We start from the raw sequence: 20,158 nt of genomic DNA, 5'->3' as shown, positions 1-20,158 counted from the left end.
TCTCGGTTGGAGCATTAAATCTGCCAGATTGAATAAAAGCTATAATCTAGTCACTACCTAAAACCCGAATATGGGAGCCTACAATGGTTTCAATTCTCAACAAACTCTCCTCGTTAGTCTTGGAAGGATTAGTCAAAGTAATGAGGGAAAAGCAGCAACTCAGCTTTAAACAGGCAGTTGTGAGACAAACTATATACTACGTCTCTAAACAGTTACCACCCGAAGAGAAAGATAATGGAGAACGCTACTTCATCTCCTTAGCCAATCAATGGCTTAAGCAGCCGACAGAGGAAAATGCCAAAAATGCTTCAATGGGGGTTGCCTGCGATTATATAGATGGAGGTATGAGATATTTCGATTATCCATCATATTTTCTTACACCTGCTGAGGCAGCAGGCAGTAGTGCATATGGTGCAACACAATGCGCTTTAACAGCATCTGGAAACGATTCACGAGCCGCCTATCAATGGCAAATTACTGCTTCATGGGCTATTTTGAATAACAAAGAACCACCGCTGGTGAAATAGAAATGCTTAATCAATATTTCGACGTACTAACATCCGCTTAAAGCTAGTATAAAACATAGAAGCTGCTCTCCTGTACTTAGGATGATCATTAGCCTTCCATCTGTTCGACCTACCCTCAACTTGCGTGAAACAATGGATAATGGATAGGATGCCATTTTCATTGTAAAAGTGTGGTAGCCATGACTGAGTTACTCGAACGTGCGATCGCCAAGTTGAAAACATTGTCTGCCAGCGAGCAAGATGCCCTCGCTTCAATGATTCTGGAAGAACTTGAAGACGATATTCGTTGGGATCAAGCATTCTCCCGTTCCCCAAATACTCTTGCTAAACTCGCAGCGACCGCAATGGCTGAGTATCATGCAGGTCAAACCCAAGAACTCGATCCAGAAATATTGTGAATTCACGCACTACAACCGAGTTCCGTAGATTATTTGCTGATTTACCCGAACAAGTTCAACAGCAGACGCGCGCGGCTTATCGCCAGTTCAAGGAAGACCCAAGTCATCCAAGCCTGCGTTTCAAGAAGGTGCATCCAGAGTTACCAATCTATTCGGCCAGAATTAGCAAAAACTATCGAGCCCTTGGTCAGTTGGATGCAGACACTGTAATCTGGTTTTGGGTTGGTTCACACGCAGACTACGATAGATTTCTGGGGCAGTTGTAGCAGTATCTACAGCCAGCCAATATCAATTAGAAAAGTGTATTTAGACAAGTGGAAAATTATAATCCAAATTAATGAAGCTCAACAGCAGTTGCAGCAGTCTATCGATTCGGTGAATCAGTCGCACCAACTGATCGCGATCGCAGGACAAACTAGCAATGCAGTGTTATTATCTGAATCAGACTCCGCATCGGTTGCCCGTGAAACATTGTATCTTCTCTCAGTAGCGGGGATGCGGGAATCGATTCGGGAAGGAATGGCAACGCCGATCGAGGATTGCGATCGCTCTTTGGAGTGGTGAGGAGATCCCACTATACGTGCAATAATCAGCCATATTATCTGGTACGCGATCGCCTGAACCTATGGATGCGCTAATCGGCAAAACTTTACAGGGTGGAAAGTATACCCTCGAACAAGAATTGGGAAGAGGCGGCTTTGGAATAACCTTCAGGGCAAATCACCGCTATTTAGGACAGCCTGTAGTCATTAAAACCCTCAACGAATCTCTGCGGCAGCAACCCAATTTTGCTGAGTTCGATCGCAAGTTTCAAGACGAAGCGAGGCGGTTGGCTTCCTGCGTTCATCCGAATATTGTCCGCGTCAGCGATTTCTTTGTCGAAGACGGGCAGCCTTACATGGTGATGGACTACATTGCCGGTCAGAATTTGGGCGATGTCGTACTGCCAAATCGGCCGCTGCCAGAAGAACTCGCTATTCTCTACATAACTCAAATTGGCGCTGCTTTAAAAGTTGTTCATCAAAAGGGTTTGCTGCACCGAGATATCAAGCTGCAAAACATTCTGCTGCGCCAAAACACCCAAGAAGTTGTGCTGATAGATTTTGGCATTGCCCGCGAGTTTACTGCCGGTGCAACTCAATCTCACACTAATATGGTGTCCGACGGCTACGCGCCCCCAGAACAGTATTTCGCCCAAGGAAAATATACGCCCGCAACAGATGTTTACGGTCTGGCGGCGACGCTTTACACTTTACTGACAGCACAAGTGCCAGTGGCTGCAATTTTGCGTACCAGTCAGCCGATGCCTTCGCCCCGCGATTTGCAGCCTCAGCTAAGTGCGGCTGTCAGTTCTGCGGTGATGCGGGGGATGACGGTAGAAGCTCAAAATCGCCCTGCTACCGTGGATGAGTGGCTGTCGCTGCTGCACGGGCAGCCTCATGGTGCAGCGTCGCCGAGCACCGGGCCGACGGTGGCGGTGATTCCGGGACACGGGCCTCAGTCGCCTGCGGGTTCCAGAACAGCGCCTGCTGTGGTGTCTTCTGGGGACAGCAACCGCAAGGTTTGGTGGATTTTGGGGTTCGTGGCGATCGCACTTATTGTTGCAGGTTTTGTCGGTATTGCTAGGGTTTTCTTCAACCGGCCGTCTTCGGAACCCGCACCTGTGGCCCAGGACGATCGCACTTCGGCCCCTGCAGATCCAGACGCGCGCTCAAGCCCCGCACCAATTCCCGCGCCGACACCAACGCCAGCCCCGACTCGCAGAGAAACTCCGCGGCCGGCTGCTGAAACTCCGCCGCCGGCTGCTGAAACACCAGCGCCGGCTGTTGAAACTCCAGCGCCGGCTGCTGAAACTCCAACACCAGCCCCAGCGCCAACACCAGCGCCTTCTCCGGAGGCTGCCGAACCCACACCAACGGAAAAACTTGTTGACAAAGAGTTGCCGCCAGATCGATCGCCCGCACCCAGCGAACAACCGGGAACCAATTATCAAAAGACTCCCACAATCCCTGGGTATGCCGTTGGTACGGCGGAAAGTCAGATTTTATCCGAATTGGGAGAACCGACTGACTCTCAAGCGCGGGGCTATTGGCCGAATACTCGCACCGCACTTTACGAAATATTGCCCAACCGGATTACTCTCGGCTACATTTACGATCGCGATTCGGGCCAGCTAGTACAAACAGAGGGTTCTTTTGCCCAGTCGGTGGACGATTTGGTAGTGCGAACCGCGTTAAACGGGATGGTGGGCGGCGCCAGCCGAGAGATTTTGCAAGGCTTGGGCGACGTGCAGCAGCGCCGGAGTAATCGGTTTACGTTTAGGAAGGGTTCGCTCGAAGGGATGATCGAACGCAACGAGCGCGATCGGATTTACATCGGCGTCTGGGACGACAACTTGCATAATTAGGAATTACGCACGGGTGGTCAGAAACCGGGTTTTTGCTCCAAGACTTCGTTAAAGCCGACAAAAACCGCAAAAAACCCGGTTTCTTTAATCCCCAATCGAAAATCCAAAATCTAAAATCGCTTGACTTGACGCCACACGAAATATTGTCTATGATAAAAGAACACACGAGGGGCTGTAATGGTTTCGACAGGGTGGCGAAAGCTGCTCCGTGATGCAGGTCGAGAGGGAGTCTACTCTCGTTAATATCGGCTCAAAAAAAATAGTAAATGCGAACAACATCGTTCCTTTCGCTCGCAAAGCCGTCGCTGTAGCCTAAAAACTTCTTAAGCCCGGTTTAGAGTGTATGCCACCTAACTCCGTTAACGGTAGCATAACAACCCCCAACGGATGCCCTAGCTAAACGTTTCTAGTCGGCTAGCTAGGAAAGCAATCACTAGAAAATCCCCCCATTTGGGATAAAGATGGTTCCCGCCCTGAGGATTAGAAGGGATAAACCTGTGAACGATCGGAAGGTAAATACCCGCTTTGGACGGCAGTTCGATTCTGCCCAGTTCCATAAAAAAAGTAGCGTAAAATCAATGGTTTAAGCCATTTGAAAGCCACTTTACAGCATTAAAAGGGCCCAGAGTTAACTCTGGGCCCTTTTGTTTGGGATTCAATCTAAAACCTAAAACCTAAAATCTAAAATCTAAAATCGCTCGGATCGAGCCACTAAGTAAAAATACATAAATTACCCACCCATTAGCTACGCTGCGGACTCATATAATTAGAACTTCACCCTGTCTGTGCGTTCTTGGAGCCTGTCGGGCGATATACTATTAGGCGGTAAAGCATTAAAAATCTTTACAAAGACCCCGATTTTTAAGCCTACTCCTACGAAGGACGGGTGAAAAATTATATGCTGATCGCTCAAAAGCTGGACAAATGAACCCAGGAATTGACTTACAAGGAAGTTTCGTAGAAGCCCTGATGAATTTGGGCTTACCGGCGGACATCGCCCAAGTGCTTTGGCTACCGCTGCCAATGTTGCTGATGATTGTCGCTGCCGTTTTCGGGGTACTAACTAGCGTCTGGCTGGAACGGAAAATTTCCGCCGCCGCTCAACAGCGGGTAGGCCCGGAATTCATCGGCCCTCTGGGAGTTTTAGCGCCCGTTGCTGACGGTCTGAAGTTGGTATTCAAAGAAGACATTGTACCGGCAAAAGCTGACGCGCTACTATTTACCCTAGGCCCGGTAATTGTGGTGATTCCAGTTTTTCTCTCCTACTTAATCGTGCCCTTCGGAGAGCATATGCTGATCGCCGATATGGGGACAGCGATATTTCTGTGGATTGCCCTGTCTAGCATTCAGCCGATCGGCTTGCTGATGTCCGGCTATGCTTCAAACAACAAATACGCCCTCCTCGGAGGACTCAGAGCCGCGGCTCAATCCCTCAGCTACGAAATTCCCCTAGCTTTGGCAGTATTGGCAGTCGTGATGATGTCCAATAGCCTCAGTACGATCGACATCGTACACCAGCAAGCCGGCTACGGCATTCTCGGCTGGAATATCTGGCGCCAACCCGCAGGTTTCCTGATTTTCTGGATCGCAGCACTAGCAGAATGCGAACGCTTGCCCTTTGACCTCCCGGAAGCAGAAGAAGAATTGGTAGCAGGATATCAGACTGAGTACACAGGCATGAAATTTGCTTTGTACTATATCGCTTCCTACGTTAACCTCGTCCTTTCTTGCCTGCTAGTAGCAGTTTTGTACCTAGGCGGCTGGGAATGCCCGATTCCTGTCGAAGTGCTGACAAATGCCCTGGGATTGAGCGAAACGACTCCTTGGTTGCAGGTAATTACCGGCTTGCTGGGCATTACAATGACCATGCTGAAAGCGTACTTTTTCCTGTTTCTGGCAGTTCTGCTCCGGTGGACTCTGCCGCGAGTGCGGATCGACCAATTGCTAAATTTGGGATGGAAGTTTTTACTTCCCGTTGCTCTAGTTAATTTGCTATTGACCGCAGCTTTGAAACTTGCCTTTCCCTTTGCTTTTGGCGGTTAATTAATAATAGGTAAAGGGCAACAGCTAAACAAAAATAGCTGTTAACCAATTACCTATTATCAATTAGCAATTACCAAAAACTCAAGTACAGAGAGAGAACACCATGCTAAAATTCCTCAATCAAGTAGGCGAATACGCCAAAGAGACTCTTCAAGCTGCTAAGTATATCGGTCAAGGGCTAGCTGTTACTTTTGACCACATGAGACGCCGGCCGATTACGGTGCAGTATCCTTACGAGAAACTAATTCCTTCGGAACGTTTCCGGGGTCGAATTCACTTTGAATTTGACAAGTGCATCTCCTGCGAAGTATGTGTTCGGGTGTGTCCGATCAACTTACCTGTAGTGGATTGGGAATTTAACAAAGAAACTAAGAAGAAGCAACTCAAGCACTACAGTATCGATTTCGGAGTGTGTATCTTCTGCGGCAACTGCGTAGAATATTGTCCGACTAATTGTTTGTCGATGACAGAAGAGTATGAGTTGGCCACCTACGAACGTCACGAATTGAATTTTGACAACGTGGCCCTCGGACGTTTACCCTACAAGGTTACAGACGATCCGATGGTGACACCGATGCGGGAATTCGCTTATTTGCCGAAAGGTGCGATCGACCCTCATGAAGTTTCCTACACCGATCGCCGCGCCGGTCTGCGTCCAGAGGAAATTATCGAAAAGTAAGTAATTAGTCATTAGTCAGCAGTCATCAGTCATTAGTGAAATAACCAATTATTAATGACTGCTAACTAATGAGTAAAAACGAACAATAGAAAACTAATAATTGAGGATAAAAAATTGTGAATCTAGCTGAAGGGGTTCAAATTGTTTCATTTGGCATACTGTCGGTAATGATGATTGCAGGAGCACTAGGAGTAGTGCTGTTCTCAAATATCGTTTACTCAGCATTTTTGCTGTGCGGCGTATTTACCAGCATCGCCGGCTTGTACCTGTTGCTGAATGCCGACTTTGTAGCAGCAGCGCAGGTATTGATTTATGTTGGTGCTGTTAACGTCTTGATTTTGTTTGCGATTATGTTGGTGAACAAGCGAGAAGATTTCCGCACAATTCCCAACGCTTGGGTGCGTCAAGTAGCAACAGCAGTAGTTTGCGTAGGCTTGTTTGCGCTTTTGGGTACGATGGTGGTCTCTACTCCTTGGGCTATTGTCGCGACGACAGGAGCACCTGCCGAAAGTTCGATCGTCACGATCGCCAAACATTTCTTCACCGACTTTTTGCTGCCTTTCGAGTTAGCATCAGTGTTTTTGTTGATGGCAATGGTGGGAGCAATTGTGTTGGCGCGTCGCGATTTTTTCCCGGATGAACTGTCAAAGAAGCTATCCGAAACACCTGCTTTGAGTTTGCCGGAAAGACCTCGCGAATTAGTTTCTGCCGGAGATGTGTCTTCGCCAGAATCTAAGTAATATTATGGTGCGCTTAGCGCACCATATTGTTAGTTTTTTAGTAACTTTAGATTGAGACAAAATCGCCAAATTTATGCAACTGCAACTCCAGTATTTCCTGTTATTAGCTGCCGCTCTTTTCTGTATTGGTATTTACGGTTTGATTACCAGCAGAAATGCAGTGCGCGTGTTGATGTCGATCGAGTTGATGCTGAATGCTGTCAATCTCAATTTGATGGGTTTCTCCAATTATCTTGACCCTGTACAAATTAAGGGCCAAGTATTTACCGTGTTTGTAGTTACGGTAGCGGCGGCTGAAGCTGCCGTAGGTTTGGCAATTGTTTTGGCGATTTATCGCAACCGCAATACCGTAGACATGGAAGAATTTAACTTGCTGAAGTGGTAATTAATCAATAGTCATCAGTCATCAGTCATCAGTCATTAGCCACAAACTAATGCAGATTAAAGACTGATGACTAAGGACTAAGAACTAAGAACTAAGAACTAATGACTAATGGCTTCTAGTAATTTCTAGAGTAATTCTACCCCCGAAATCAGGGATGGGGGCAGCAGGTTTCGAGAGTTGTATTTTAACTTTTTCGACTAACGGTAGTTCTAAAAGCGCTTGAGCAATAGTATCTGCTAGGCGTTCGATTAATAAAAACTTCGAGTCTTTGACTAGCTTTTGAATCAGAGTAATGGCGCTGCGGTAATCAAGAGTATGTTGAATATCATCACTTTTTCCAGCTTGCGATAAATCCAGCCATAAAGTAACATCCACTTCAAACCACTGCCCCAAAACTTGCTCTTCCGGCAGATAGCCCGTATATCCGTAACAGCGAATTCCTGTAAGTTGAATAGAATCCATTTTGCAATAAACTAAAAGTGCGTTGTCTATACCACTTTGTATTAAACCAGATAAAGTTCTCTTTCTCTTCCCTCTCTTTTTTTGCCCTTTTCCTTCTTCCTCTGCGTTCTTTGCGCCCTCTGCGGTTCAATCACTCTTATTCTATCTTAGATTTTATAACTCTCCTCCTTTCTCCAACTTGTCGAGTAAATCCTCAGCAACTTCATACCATTTCCGCCTAATTTCAGCATCTTCTGGCTTTTCTGTCAAGCTGCGCCCTTGTAATTCTGGATATTTATTGTAATATAATTCATCCACTTTTTGATAGAATATATCTTGATTGATGTTGAGATTTTTGCGTCGTTTACCAATCTTTTCTTGACGAATTATTTCGGCTTCCTCTAAGGACGTATCGGGAGGTTGCTGGCGCGAAGAAAATTTAGGTAACTCCGGCAGCTTGGGCAACGTGAAACCAGATTTGACTACACTAAAAGCTAACATTCCCGGCAATAAAACCACGCTTAAACTCCCTAGGGTTTTCCAAGGTATTAACTGGAAAATGTTGTTGTTTTTAACAATTTGAGGGTTTGGGTTAACAGGAGTATGATTGCTGGTAGCAGTTTGAGTGGTGTTTTTGAAAGGGCGGCCGACAAAGTTCATTGTCACCATTTGGGAAATTATACTGCCAATGTGAGATAGTTTTGGATCTTTGAGTGCTTCGCGGACTTCTTTTGCGGATTGGTAGCGATCGCCCGGTTGTTCTGCTAACATCCGATCCAATACCGTGGCTAAATTTGAGCTGACACTGACGTGCGATCGCCAATCCCAAGCTTTATTATTGATATCGTACAATTTTTGAGGCTTTTTGCCGCTTAACAGTACCAAAGCCGTGACGGCTAAAGCGTACAAATCGCTAGCAGCAGACACTTTCCCCAGTCGCATTTGTTCGGCCGGCGAATAACCCTGTTTGCCGATCGCCGTATCCGATTGTCCGTTAAACTGAAGTACGGCATTGGCTGCGATTTGTTTGACTGAACCGAAATCAATTAAAAAGGGTAGTTTGTCAGCGTCATGCTGAATAATATTATCCGGGGAAATATCGCGGTGAATTAAATTTTTTGAGTGGATGTATTCTAAAACTGGTAAAAGCTGAAATAGTAGTTGAGTAACTTCAGCTTCGCTAAAATTTTTACCTTGTTGCTGGCGCGATATCAATATTTCTTCGTAGGTTTGACCCTTGATATAATCTTGCACTAAAAATAAAGATGGATTCCCGCCCAAATCAGTTCGCAGGAGTTCTCGAAACCTTGGAATTTGCGGGTGTTGGAGGTGGTAAAGCATACTCGCTTCGCGATCGAACAATTCGGCCGCTTTCGGGCTGTGAACTACCGGAGAAAACTCTTTGAGCACGCAGTGTTCGTTGTAGCGGTTGATATCTTCTGCGAGGTAAGTGCGCCCGAAGCCACCGCGGCCTAATTCGCGGAGGATGCGGTAGCGTTTTTCGAGAGTCGAACCAGGGGTGAGGAGGGAGGAGTTAGACATAAACCACGGCAAATTGTTCGATTTGGGGAGTCGCCGAGCACAGTATAGCTCATTGTAGCTAAGTTTGTTTGAATGCGAGGGAAGGAACGGCGATCGCCCCAGCAATATCAATCCTCTACTCAATAGCTTTAGCGATCGTTTGATGATGTAGACTCTCCCTTATCATTATCAAAAAAACGACTAAACTAAGCGCTATTTCTGGACTATTTTTTAACTAGAATTGCTTCTCATCCTGATACTGTCGTCAAATCGAGGTGAAGTCAACTGGCAGTGCATATTCTGCACAATTGTGTCCCATTAGGTGATTCAGCTTTTGGGGAGATGTCTAATGTTTCTGCTCCCAATGACAACTTGAGTAATTTTACTTAATTGTGTCCGATCTGGAAATAGCGATTGCCTCTAGGGGTAGTTATACAAAATATAAACATTTTGTCAATGCGTAAGTCATAGAAGTAAGATACTGGAGAGCGGTCTTTTCTGAGAGTTAGCAACAATTCTATACATAAATTTTTGTCAAAAAATGTACTACTCTATGGTCTCGAGCAATAGAATATTTACCAAAGGTAAAAGTCTTCCGTAGAGAAGAGGAGAGAATAGTTATAGGACTAGAGTCTATTACATTAATTTTAATGTAATGTAATAAAGATGACATTAATTAGCATCTTCGTTCAACTAGAATAGATATTCGTCAAAAGACAGCGTAATATTAATATAAATCAAGTAACGGCTGGGCAAATTCTAAAAAAGTCTCAATCAGTTAGTGAATGACTGCAACTCCCAAAGTTCCGTTAGGTCTGCTCTGGTTTTCACATTTTATCCTAAATATTGTTGTGAGTATAGAAATAACGGGGTATGTCTCTCTACAGAATGGGCAAATAGCTACACAATAAATTGTCAAACTCCGCCATGAGGCTAGAATACAGATTGACAATTATCCTCATAGCTCTTTGAAAATAAATCATTATCAATTACTTATTAGATTATGAAAAAAAACCTAAACCAGCGCCTCACAGAACCCATAAATTTAATGGCGTTGTTGTTGATTTTTATATTTCCTTTTGCTCTAGTAGTTTATCAATTAATTGCTGAAATTGATATTAAAATTGAGTTTGCTCAAAAAGAAAAACTCGGCTTGGCTTATAACTATCCATTGAAAAATTTGCTTGTCGCTGTTATTGAACACCGCACGCAAGTCAATCAATATTTAAATGGGGACAAGTCTTTAGCCCCTGCGATCGCCAGGGCAACAGAAAAGATCGAGACGGCAATCCAAAACCTCAATGCCGTGGAAAAACAGCTATCGCCCCAATTTAAAGCTAGCCCGCAATGGCTAGCGCTCAAAACTTCCATTAATGGCAACTTGCAGCAATTAAAAAAGCAAAAATTAAACTTATCTCCTACCCAAAGCTGGCAAGCACATACAACAGTTGTTAACGATATCCTCGATTTAATTGCACACATCGGAGATGTTTCTAATCTCATTCTCGACCCATCTTTAGACAGTTATTATTTAATGGATACCGTTGTCACGCAGCTACCATTAACGATAGAGAATACGGCTCAAGCTAAAGATATCGGTGCAAAGATCGCCACTCAACAAGCTAAACAAAAAATTGCAGACAGCGATCGAGCCAAACTTTTGATTATTCGGAGTTTAATTGCACCGCCTATCCAAGCAGTGCAAAGAGGCTTGCAAATTTCGGCGAATGCTAATCCGCAAATTCAGCGGCAGCTATCCACTAGCGTACGCGAAAATTTCAAGGATATCAAAAGATTTATTGACTTACTCGACAAAGATATCATTAATGCCAATACCATCAACTTACAGCCATTCGTATATACAGCTACAGCCACAACTGCCCTAGAGTCCCAATTAAAACTTTACAATACAGCTTTTCCACTTTTAGATCGTTTATTGGAACAGCGACTCAATCAGTTAGTTGGTAGAAAATATCAAATCATCGGGTTTGCACTGCTAGTATTAGCGGTAGTGACTTACACTTTTATGGCTTTTCTCAGCAACCGCAAAAAGCGCCTGCAATTTGAAAAAGAATTACAAGCTGCTGAAGCCAAATATCGCAGCATTTTCAACAATTCAATTAATGGAATTTTCCAAGTTACACCAGCAGGGGAATATCTTAGCGCTAATCCAGCCTTGGCTGAAATTTATGGTTACAATTCTTCTGACCAATTAATTGGCAAATTAACCAATATTAAACAACAACTTTATGTAGATCCCAACCACCGAGAAGAATTCATGAAAATTATAAGCGATCGCGGCAGTGTTGCCGACTTTGAATCTCAAGTTTATCGCCGCGACGGTAGTATTATTTGGATTTCAGAAAATGCTCGCGCTATGTGTGATGAAAATGATAATATTCTCTACTACGAAGGTACAGTAGAAGATATTACCGAATACAAACGTGCCGAACAAGAAATTTATGCCGCTAAAGAAGCCGCAGAAAATGCCAACCGCGCCAAAAGCGAGTTTCTGGCTAACATGAGTCACGAACTGCGAACCCCACTCAACGGGATCTTAGGCTATGCCCAAATCCTCAAACGTTCTGTAAAACTAGGAGAACACGAACAAAATAGCATTGAAATTATCTACCAGTGCGGTTCTCACCTGCTAACTTTGATTAACGATATTCTCGATTTGTCTAAAATAGAAGCTCAGAAAATGGAACTTTACCCTACAGAATTTCATTTTCCCGCTTTTCTACAGGCCGTTGCCGAAATTTGTCGCATTCGCGCCGAACAAAAAAGTCTCAAATTTAGCTACCAACCCGATCCCGATTTACCCATTGCCATTCACGCCGACGAAAAACGCTTGCGACAAGCATTAATTAACCTTATTGGTAACGCCATCAAATTTACCAAAATAGGAGAAATAAGTTTTAGTGTCAGTTTAATTGAAAAAAATATTAATTTTTCCCATCAAACTTGCTGTAAAATTCGCTTCAGTGTCAAAGATACAGGAGTAGGAATTAAACCCGAAGAAATTGCCAAAATATTTTTACCTTTTGAACAAGTTGGATCTCGCAAAAATCAAGCTGAAGGAACGGGATTAGGACTGGCAATCACTCAAAAAATTATTCAATTAATGGGTAGTACTATTCAAGTCACCAGTCAATTACAAATGGGCAGTATTTTTGGGTTTGATTTAGAGCTATTAGAAGCCACAGAATGGGTTAATACAAGTTCTCAAACTGACAAAGGTAAAATTATTGGATTTAAAGGAAATTCCCAAAAAATTCTCGTGATTGACGATCGTTGGGAAAATCGATCGGTCATTGTTAATTTACTGACTCCTCTAGGATTTGAAGTAATAGAAGCGACTAACGGAAAACAAGGATTGAACATAGCAACTCAGGCTAAACCAGATTTAGTGATTACAGATTTAGTTATGCCAGAAATGGATGGATTTCAATTGATGGAATACTGGAAAACAAGCTTAGAATTAAAAGATATTAAAATAATTGTTTCTTCGGCAAGTGTTTTTGAAACAGACCAAAATCAAAGCTTACAAGCTGGAGCTGTTGATTTTTTAGCCAAACCAGTTCAAGCTGAAGAACTTTTAGAAAAGTTAGAACTTCATTTACAAATAGAGTGGATTTATGAAGCTGCATCATTGATGCCTTCAGGAAGGAAACCCAATTACGATAAAATTGTTCCTCCTCCTCCAGAAGCATTAGATAAACTGTTTAATTTGGCTTTGCGAGGTAATTTGAAAGAGATTATAAAACAGACAAAAACTCTTGAAGAAACCGATCCAAAATATATGTCATTTGCGTCAAAATTGCGGCAGTTAGCTAAAGAGTTTCAAGAGAAAAAAATCTTGGAAATGCTCACTCAATACAAGGAAATAAATTTATGAACAATTTAAATTCTTACTCAAATACAATTTTGGTAGTGGATGATGTCCCTGCTAATTTAGGAATCTTAGCGGATTTCCTCACTGAAGCTAGTTTTGAGGTTTTGGTCGCTCAAGATGGAGAAAGTGCTATTCAAAAAATCAATTATGTGATTCCAGACCTAATTTTATTAGATATAATGATGCCCGGAATAGACGGCTTTGAAACTTATGAACTTTTGAAAGTAAACCCCTTATGGAGTCAAATTCCTGTAATTTTTATTACGGCTCTTTCGGAAACCGATAATGTTGTCAAAGGTTTATCTTTAGGAGCAGTAGATTATATTATTAAACCTTTTCAAAAAGAAGAGGTTTTAGCGAGAATTAAAACTCATTTAGATCTGCGACATTTAACTCAAACTATTGAATTTAAAAATCAGCATTTATTGCAAGAAATTACTGAACATACGAAGGCTCGTGCCGACTTAAAACAGCTAAATCAAGAATTAGAAATCCGAGTACAAGAACGAACAGCAAAACTTTCTCAAACGCTGCAAGAATTGTACAGAAGTCAAGCTCAATTGGAGCATAATGCTTTTCACGACTCCTTAACAGGTTTGCCAAATCGAGACTGGTTGATTAAGCAATTGCAGGAGTTAATTGCAGCGAATACAAGTTATTCTGTTTTGTTTATTGACTTAGATCGTTTTAAAATTATCAATGATAGCCTAGGACATTTAGCAGGAGACGAGCTACTAAAGTGCGTAGCCAAGCGGATGCAAGGGTGTTTAAAACCTTGCCAAATAGCAACGCGAATGGGTGGGGATGAATTTGTTGTTTTAGTAGAAAAAGAAACCGGAACTTCAGTCGCTCAAAAATTATTAGAACAGTTTAAGTTACCCTTTAAGTTTAATGACTGTGAAGCGATCGTAGAAGCGAGTATTGGTATAACTTCTAGTGCAATGAATTATCAACAACCGATGGATATCCTTAGAGATGTGGATATTGCAATGTATCGAGCTAAAAAGCAGGGAAGTGGTAACTATCAGGTTTTCGATCCGCAGATGCAAGCGGATGCGATCGCACGCCTCGAACTGGAGCAAGACTTGCGAAAAGCGATCTCTCAACAAGAATTTTGCTTGTACTATCAACCTATTGTTTCCCTCATTACTGAAGAAATTAAAGGTTTTGAAGCTTTAATCCGCTGGAATCATCCCAAAGGCATAATTTCACCCGATACATTTATCCCTATTGCTGAAGAAACAGGATTAATTAATCCTTTAGGTTGGTGGATTTTAGGGGAAGCTTGCAACCAGTTACGACGGTGGCAAGAGCAATTGCCCGATCTGCCTTTAAAACTGAACGTTAACTTTTCTCCCATTCAATTCCAGCAAGTTAATTTCTTTGAACAAATTGCAGAAATTTTACAACAAACTGGGATAAAGAAAAACACTTTAAATATAGAAATTACTGAAAGTTGTCTATTAAAAACAACAAATTTAAACTTTGAATTTTTAAAAGGTATTGGTGTTGGTATATGTATCGATGATTTTTGTACTGGCTACTCTTCATTAAGTTTACTCAAAAATCTGCCAATTGATACTTTAAAAATCGATCGTTCCTTTTTGCAAAACCTGGCTCGAAATCCCAAGGATACCATTTTAATTCAAACAATTATATTATTAGGTAAAAATTTAAATATGGAAATTGTTGCGGAAGGATTGGAAACTCAAGAACAAATAGAAATTCTTCGAGAACTAGGGTGTATTTTCGGACAAGGTTACTTTTTTTCTCGCCCCTTAGATAGTCATAATGCTACGCGGCTTATAGGCTTATAATTAAAATATTACCACCTGATTTTTAACCATCAATTTGATTTGTGTTATCGGCTTTGTAATCGTTGATAAATAACCGTAATTGTTTTTCCTGAAAGCTGGCAGCCAATTCACCTACCCGTTCGGCAAAGGGAATATATTTTGCATCCAATTTTTTTAACTGTTCAACTTGTTGAGTCACAGCTTTTAAATTACCTCTCATAACCAAATCGTATAAAATTACCAGTTCTTCATCTGGTGGTGGTACTAACAAAGAATCTGAATCCGATCGCACGGATTGATTGACATTTTGAGTGAGGTGAGAGGACTCTTGATATACCCAAGATATCCCTAAATGCTTTTGTAGCAATACAAATAACTCAGCCGCCTGTAAGGGTTTGGGTAAAAAAGCATTTGCCCCCATATCTAAACTCTTATGCTGCTCAGCTTCAAAAACGCTAGCTGAAGAAACGATAATGACTAAATCTTTAAATTTAGGTTGAGAGCGGAGACGGCTTACTAACTCGAAACCATCCATTTCTGGCATTACTAAATCAGTAATAATGGCATTAAATTGGTCACGCTCGACTTCTTTTAAAGCTTCTTTGGCATTAGCAGCTTCTAGCACTTCAAAGCCAAGGGGTGCTAACAAATTAACCAGCACAGATCGATTTTCCCACTTATCGTCAACTGCGAGAATTTTCAGTTTTGTTCCCTGATAGCCAGCGATCGCAGCTTGTAGCTGAATTGCCGATTCCCATTTACTAGCAGAAGGTAAATCTAAATCAAACCAAAATTGGCTGCCAGCATTTAACTGACTGTTAACTTGAATACTACCACCCATCATTTCGATAATTTTTAAGCTAATTGCCAATCCTAAACCCGTTCCTTCTGACATCTTATCGGTATTGCCTACCTGTTCAAAAGGTTGAAAAATTTTCTGCATTTTCTCTTCGCCGATCCCAACTCCCGTATCTTCAATTTGAAAGCGGATAGTGTTGAGGGCGTTTAATTCCTTCGAGTTAGGTTCTAAGGCTACTGATTTTATGAGTTGAACTTTGAAAGTAACGCCCCCTCGATCGGTAAATTTTACCGCATTACCTAAGAGATTAATTAAAATCTGCCTTAAGCGTTTTTCATCCCCTTGCACGTTGGTGGGTAAGGAAGAGTCAAATTGACCAATAAAGCTGATAGCTTTTTGTTCGGCTCTGAGGCGAAAGATTTGGCTGACATCCTCTAAAAATGCCCAAAAATGAAATTGCGTCGGGTAAAGTTCTATTTTGCTGGCTTCGATTTTAGAAAAGTCGAGGATGTCGTTAATTAAAGTGAGCAAATGAGAGCCACATTGATAAATAATTTTTAGACTACTCACCTCTTGATGGTCTAAGTTTTTTGAACGCATGAGGATTTGAGCGTAGCCTAAAATCCCGTTGAGTGGTGTGCGAAGTTCGTGGCTCATGTTTGCCAAAAATTCGCTTTTGGCTTTGTTAGCAGCATCGGCAGCTTCCTTGGCTATTTGCAATTCTATTTCTGCTTGTTTGCGATCGGTAAGATCGGTATGAGAGCCGACTAAACGTAGGGGTTGGCCTTCCGCATCCCGCTCGACAACCCGACCTCGCGATAGTATCCACCTGTAGCTACCGTTTTTGTGCCGCATCTGAAATTCCCAACTATAAGGTTCGTTAGTTCCACTTTTTAAATAGTCTTCTAAAGAGTCTAATATCGGTTGTAAATTATCGGGGTTAACCAGTGTTTTCCAAGAGCTAAATAGGTTAATAATTTCGTTGTCTTGATAGCCTAACATGGCTTTCCATTGGGGTGAAAAATAGATGGTGTTTGTTTGGATTCGCCAGTCCCAGATGCCTTCATTAACGCTTTCTAGAGTTAATTGATACCTTTCTTCGCTTTGCCGGAGTGTCTCTTGTATCTGTTGGCGATCGCCCATTTCTTGCTCTAATGCTTGAGTTCTTTCTGCGACTTTTTGTTCTAAGGAGTGCGAATAATCTTCTAATTGTGCGTAGGACTGCTTGAGTTGCTGGCTCATTAAATTGAAAGAAGTCGCTAAAGCGCTGATTTCTTTAACGGAGGAAGCAGTTACTTTTTGCTCAAAGTCGCCGCCAGCGATCGCGCTTGTGGCTTTACCCAAACGCCGAATCGGTCGGGCTATCCATTCAGAAGTCACAATTCCCAAAACAGTTGCCAAAAATAGTGCCAAAACACATAATAAAATCGTCGTATGTCTACTCCTGTTAATTTGTTCCATAAAATCCTTTTCTGGAACCGCCATTACAATTAACCAATCAATCCCTTTACCATCTTGAAAAGGAAGAACTTGTACGAATTGTTTTTGTCCGTTTAGTAAGAAATCTAACGGCTGAGAATTTTTAATATAATTGAAATTGTTAAATCGCTCTGTTAGATATTTTGCAGTCGCTTGGGTTAAAATATCTTTGCTGTCAGTGGCTGGAAATCTTTGCCTATTTCGGTATGGTTTTTCTGATGTGGAAGTTGCCACTAGCATTCCGCTTCGCTCGATAATAAAAGTTTGTCCTGTTTTTCCAACTTTTAGAGTTTGCAAAAAATTCCCAATTAGGGATAAACGTAGAGTAGTTAACAAGACACCAGTAGCTTTTCCATTTTTATCAAAAACTGGTTGCCCTGCTGTCATTATAGGGGTGATAATAAGTTCACCAAAATGTATCTTAGTCCAGGTGGGTTTACTAGCTTCCATGCTTTCTTTGTAAGCTGTAATTCTTCGGGGATCGAAATCTTTAACCACTTTGATTAATTTTCTTCTTTCTCCTTGACTGCCAGCCAAATACATGAATACTTGGTTCGGCTTGGTTGGACTTGTTGCTTGAAGGACTAGCTTTCTTTGATCGTTACTAATAATAGATACACCTTGGCCTTTTTCATTGATAATTGTTAGACCATCTACGCTATTAAAGCAATTTTTTTGTTGCCAAAAATGACGCTCCCATACTGTCAGGTTGTCTAGGCTAAATTGACCAAGACTAATAGCATCTGCATTAATTTGATTAACTAAATGGGGAACCGCTAGATAGGTATGCAAATTCTGCTCAATTCTCGTGGCAATTTCACGGCGCAACTGTGCCGCTACATTATTCACAGCTTTCTGTCCATTTTGTAACGAAAAATATCCGGTTAACCCTACGGCTGTAAAGATTTGTAAAACAAAGGGAAGAATTAAGACACGGCGTAGCGGCATTTTCTGGAACCTAGCAACATTTGTACCCATAACTTTTTAGGAAAAATGTATTTGTCTATACTCTAGAGCAACAGACTATTCACCAGACGTAGGACTCTTCTGTAGAGAAAGGGATAGGAAAGCCATAAGACTAGAGTGCGTTACAAAAACTTTACTTTCAAACAAAAAATGTTACATTTGTTAGCATCCTCGTTGAACTATAATATGATGATACACCAAGGAAACAAAGTTACTTTTTTCCCGCCCCTGAGATAGTCAGACCGCTACGCAGCTTATAATTGAAAAATCCTGCCGCAGATTGGCTCTGCAAACTGGCAGATTAGATAGTCAGGACGCTACGCGGCTTATAATTAAAAACCAAGGAGAAGGCTAAAGCTTTATGAATAATTTATCTTTCTCAAAAAACACCCTCTTAATTGTAGATGATAATCCTACAAACTTAGGTGTTATATTTAACGTTTTAGATGAGGCTGGACTAGAAGTTTTAGTAGCTCAAGATGGAGAAAGTGCGCTGCAAAAAATAGAATATGTCACCCCAGATTTAATTTTATTAGATATAATGATGCCGGGAATTGACGGATTTGAAACGTGTTCTCGACTGAAAAGTAACCCGTCAACTTCAGGAATCCCGATAATTTTTATGACGGCTCTTGGCAACACCGATCAAAAAGTCAAAGGTTTGAGCCTTGGGGCTGTAGATTATATCACTAAACCCTTTCAAAAAGAAGAAGTATTAGCTAGAATTCAAGTTCATTTAGAGTTGCGAAACTTGAGCAAAGATCTGGCAAGCAAAAATCAATTGCTCGAAGAAAAAATTGAAGAAAAAACGACTTTAGAAAAAACTTTACAACAGTTGAATCAAGAATTAGAAAAACGAGTTGAAGACCGAACCTCTGAACTAAAACAAGCTCTACAGACCATACAACAAGCTCAACTCCAATTAATCCAAAGCGAAAAAATGTCTACCCTCGGTCAATTAGTGGCTGGAGTGGCTCATGAAATTAATAATCCAGTAGGCTTTATCAAGGGAAACCTGACTCATGCTGAAACTTATATTCAAGATTTATTAGAAATTGTTCATCTTTATCAGCAACAGTTTCCCTCTCCAGGTGCAGCGATCGCTACTCGTGCCGAAGAAGTGGACTTAGAGTATCTAATAGAAGACTTACCCCAGCTTATTTCATCCATGAAAATGGGCGTAGAACGTATTCGTCAAATTAGTGTATCTTTAAGAACTTTTTCCCGCCCTGATAGTACATCAAAAGTAGAAGCTAACCTGCATGAAGGGATTGACAGTGCATTACTAATTCTACAACATCGATTAAAAGCAAATGATACACGTCCGAAAATAGAAGTCGTTAAAGGATATGGAAATTTACCTCTAGTACCGTGCTACCCCGGACAGATAAATCAGGTATTTATTAACATTATTGCTAATGCCATTGATGCTTTAGAAGATTCTCTTCTGAAGCAAAATTTGGAACAAATTCAAGCAAATCCCAGACAAATTATGATTTGCACTGAAGTTGACCCCCAGCGAAATATTGCCATGATTCACATTAAAGATAACGGTTTGGGAATGCCCGAAGAGGTACGCACTAAAATATTTGATTATCTATTTACAACCAAGCCAGCAGAAAAAGGTACGGGATTGGGTTTATCAATTAGTCGTCAGATTGTTGTAGAAAAACATTGTGGTCAACTGAGTTGCTTTTCAGAACAGGGTGTTGGGACAGAGTTCATTATTGAAATTCCTTTAGCCTAAAGAGAGAGCGTAGGAATTAACGAATTTATTGGAGACTAAACCGACGTAGCAGGCAACGTCTCTACTCGGTCAATGAGACCCTTCATTTATACGCGCTATATAGCGGTTCAAAGCAGGATTTATCAACGCCCTTGGAGAAATGATGATTTTCATCCCCGCAGTTCCCCCAGCCAATCAATAAAAATTAAGAGAAGCCGCTAGGACTTACGCATTGACAAAATGTTTATATTTTGTATAACTGCCCCTAGAGGCGATCGCTACAGCACTTCCGGATGTTATGAGGTACAGTAGCAGCAATTAGTAAACCAGTTTTTGAGATGTTTCGGATTAATTAA

The 20,158-nt window shown here is 41.8% G+C and carries 15 protein-coding genes and 1 other RNA gene; 13 read left to right on the top strand and 3 right to left on the bottom strand.

Translation table 11 applies throughout. From position 1 onward, the window contains the following. Positions 1 to 83: 83 nt before the first annotated feature. The 10 genes from QUA45_RS08580 to nuoK all read left to right on the top strand — a co-directional run bounded on the left by QUA45_RS08580 (position 84) and on the right by nuoK (position 7,179). Positions 84 to 527, top strand: a complete 444-nt coding sequence (locus QUA45_RS08580; RefSeq protein ID WP_333098974.1) for a hypothetical protein — start codon at positions 84 to 86, stop codon at positions 525 to 527. A 179-nt stretch (positions 528 to 706) separates the two neighbouring features. Then, positions 707 to 925, top strand: coding sequence for a hypothetical protein (locus tag QUA45_RS08575; RefSeq protein WP_333220292.1), 219 nt, complete (start codon positions 707 to 709; stop codon positions 923 to 925). After that, positions 922 to 1,191 carry a ParE family toxin-like protein gene (locus QUA45_RS08570; RefSeq protein ID WP_333098971.1) on the top strand — a complete coding sequence of 90 codons (270 nt, stop codon included), beginning with the start codon at positions 922 to 924 and terminating at the stop codon, positions 1,189 to 1,191. Before QUA45_RS08575 ends, QUA45_RS08570 begins: the two co-directional genes overlap by 4 nt. A 34-nt stretch (positions 1,192 to 1,225) precedes the next feature. Beyond that, positions 1,226 to 1,489, top strand: coding sequence for a type II toxin-antitoxin system Phd/YefM family antitoxin (locus tag QUA45_RS08565; RefSeq protein WP_333220290.1), 264 nt, complete (start codon positions 1,226 to 1,228; stop codon positions 1,487 to 1,489). A gap of 61 nt (positions 1,490 to 1,550) precedes the next feature. Beyond that, on the top strand, positions 1,551 to 3,332 hold the full coding sequence (locus QUA45_RS08560) for a serine/threonine-protein kinase (RefSeq protein WP_333220288.1): 1,782 nt from the start codon (positions 1,551 to 1,553) through the stop codon (positions 3,330 to 3,332). 168 nt (positions 3,333 to 3,500) lie between these two features. After that, positions 3,501 to 3,891: a transfer-messenger RNA gene (gene ssrA, locus QUA45_RS08555) on the top strand. Between the two features lie 365 nt (positions 3,892 to 4,256). After that, positions 4,257 to 5,375, top strand: a complete 1,119-nt coding sequence (nuoH, locus tag QUA45_RS08550; protein WP_333098966.1) for an NADH-quinone oxidoreductase subunit NuoH — start codon at positions 4,257 to 4,259, stop codon at positions 5,373 to 5,375. A 103-nt stretch (positions 5,376 to 5,478) separates the two neighbouring features. After that, the gene (ndhI, locus tag QUA45_RS08545; RefSeq protein WP_333098965.1) at positions 5,479 to 6,054 is read left to right on the top strand and encodes an NAD(P)H-quinone oxidoreductase subunit I; all 576 of its coding nucleotides are present in this window, start codon (positions 5,479 to 5,481) and stop codon (positions 6,052 to 6,054) included. Positions 6,055 to 6,170: 116 nt separating this feature from the next. After that, a complete protein-coding gene (locus QUA45_RS08540; RefSeq protein ID WP_333070831.1) occupies positions 6,171 to 6,794 on the top strand; it encodes an NADH-quinone oxidoreductase subunit J in 624 nt (207 codons plus the stop codon). Between the two features lie 79 nt (positions 6,795 to 6,873). After that, positions 6,874 to 7,179, top strand: coding sequence for an NADH-quinone oxidoreductase subunit NuoK (gene nuoK / locus QUA45_RS08535; RefSeq protein WP_228042566.1), 306 nt, complete (start codon positions 6,874 to 6,876; stop codon positions 7,177 to 7,179). Between the two features lie 105 nt (positions 7,180 to 7,284). On the opposite strand, the gene folB is transcribed toward nuoK, so the two are convergent. Continuing rightward, positions 7,285 to 7,641 (bottom strand): dihydroneopterin aldolase, encoded by a 357-nt coding sequence (folB, locus tag QUA45_RS08530; RefSeq protein ID WP_333098963.1) that lies wholly within the window; start codon positions 7,639 to 7,641, stop codon positions 7,285 to 7,287. Positions 7,642 to 7,794: 153 nt separating this feature from the next. Then, the gene (locus tag QUA45_RS08525; protein WP_333220286.1) at positions 7,795 to 9,162 is read right to left on the bottom strand and encodes a serine/threonine-protein kinase; all 1,368 of its coding nucleotides are present in this window, start codon (positions 9,160 to 9,162) and stop codon (positions 7,795 to 7,797) included. Positions 9,163 to 10,144: 982 nt separating this feature from the next. Between QUA45_RS08525 and QUA45_RS08520 the strand changes: the two genes are divergently transcribed. Both QUA45_RS08520 and QUA45_RS08515 read left to right on the top strand, forming a co-directional pair. Then, positions 10,145 to 13,039 (top strand): response regulator, encoded by a 2,895-nt coding sequence (locus QUA45_RS08520; RefSeq protein WP_333098960.1) that lies wholly within the window; start codon positions 10,145 to 10,147, stop codon positions 13,037 to 13,039. Beyond that, positions 13,036 to 14,853: an EAL domain-containing protein gene (locus tag QUA45_RS08515; protein ID WP_333220284.1), complete on the top strand. Its 1,818-nt coding sequence runs from the start codon at positions 13,036 to 13,038 to the stop codon at positions 14,851 to 14,853. The genes QUA45_RS08520 and QUA45_RS08515 overlap by 4 nt, the downstream gene beginning before the upstream one ends. Positions 14,854 to 14,875: 22 nt before the next feature. On the opposite strand, the gene QUA45_RS08510 is transcribed toward QUA45_RS08515, so the two are convergent. Then, the gene (locus tag QUA45_RS08510) at positions 14,876 to 18,088 is read right to left on the bottom strand and encodes an ATP-binding protein (protein ID WP_333220282.1); all 3,213 of its coding nucleotides are present in this window, start codon (positions 18,086 to 18,088) and stop codon (positions 14,876 to 14,878) included. Between the two features lie 349 nt (positions 18,089 to 18,437). Between QUA45_RS08510 and QUA45_RS08505 the strand changes: the two genes are divergently transcribed. After that, positions 18,438 to 19,823: a response regulator gene (locus QUA45_RS08505; protein WP_333220280.1), complete on the top strand. Its 1,386-nt coding sequence runs from the start codon at positions 18,438 to 18,440 to the stop codon at positions 19,821 to 19,823. Positions 19,824 to 20,158: the final 335 nt, after the last annotated feature.

Source organism: Microcoleus sp. Pol12A5 (genome assembly GCF_036701435.1).
In the GTDB taxonomy this organism is placed as follows: Bacteria; Cyanobacteriota; Cyanobacteriia; order Cyanobacteriales; family Microcoleaceae; genus Microcoleus.
Note: the sequence above shows the minus strand (reverse complement) of the source record. Positions and strands in the feature narration are given on the sequence as shown.

What these genes read in the sequence shown, in the direction of transcription:
- QUA45_RS08525 (WP_333220286.1), bottom strand. Translation starts at nt 9,162, where the DNA reads ATGTCTAACTCCTCCCTCCTCACCCCTGGTTCGACTCTCGAAAAACGC.
- QUA45_RS08580 (WP_333098974.1), top strand. Translation starts at nt 84, where the DNA reads ATGGTTTCAATTCTCAACAAACTCTCCTCGTTAGTCTTGGAAGGATTA.
- ndhI (WP_333098965.1), top strand. Translation starts at nt 5,479, where the DNA reads ATGCTAAAATTCCTCAATCAAGTAGGCGAATACGCCAAAGAGACTCTT.
- QUA45_RS08510 (WP_333220282.1), bottom strand. Translation starts at nt 18,088, where the DNA reads ATGGGTACAAATGTTGCTAGGTTCCAGAAAATGCCGCTACGCCGTGTC.
- QUA45_RS08520 (WP_333098960.1), top strand. Translation starts at nt 10,145, where the DNA reads ATGAAAAAAAACCTAAACCAGCGCCTCACAGAACCCATAAATTTAATG.
- QUA45_RS08560 (WP_333220288.1), top strand. Translation starts at nt 1,551, where the DNA reads ATGGATGCGCTAATCGGCAAAACTTTACAGGGTGGAAAGTATACCCTC.
- nuoH (WP_333098966.1), top strand. Translation starts at nt 4,257, where the DNA reads ATGAACCCAGGAATTGACTTACAAGGAAGTTTCGTAGAAGCCCTGATG.
- QUA45_RS08575 (WP_333220292.1), top strand. Translation starts at nt 707, where the DNA reads ATGACTGAGTTACTCGAACGTGCGATCGCCAAGTTGAAAACATTGTCT.
- QUA45_RS08505 (WP_333220280.1), top strand. Translation starts at nt 18,438, where the DNA reads ATGAATAATTTATCTTTCTCAAAAAACACCCTCTTAATTGTAGATGAT.
- folB (WP_333098963.1), bottom strand. Translation starts at nt 7,641, where the DNA reads ATGGATTCTATTCAACTTACAGGAATTCGCTGTTACGGATATACGGGC.
- QUA45_RS08515 (WP_333220284.1), top strand. Translation starts at nt 13,036, where the DNA reads ATGAACAATTTAAATTCTTACTCAAATACAATTTTGGTAGTGGATGAT.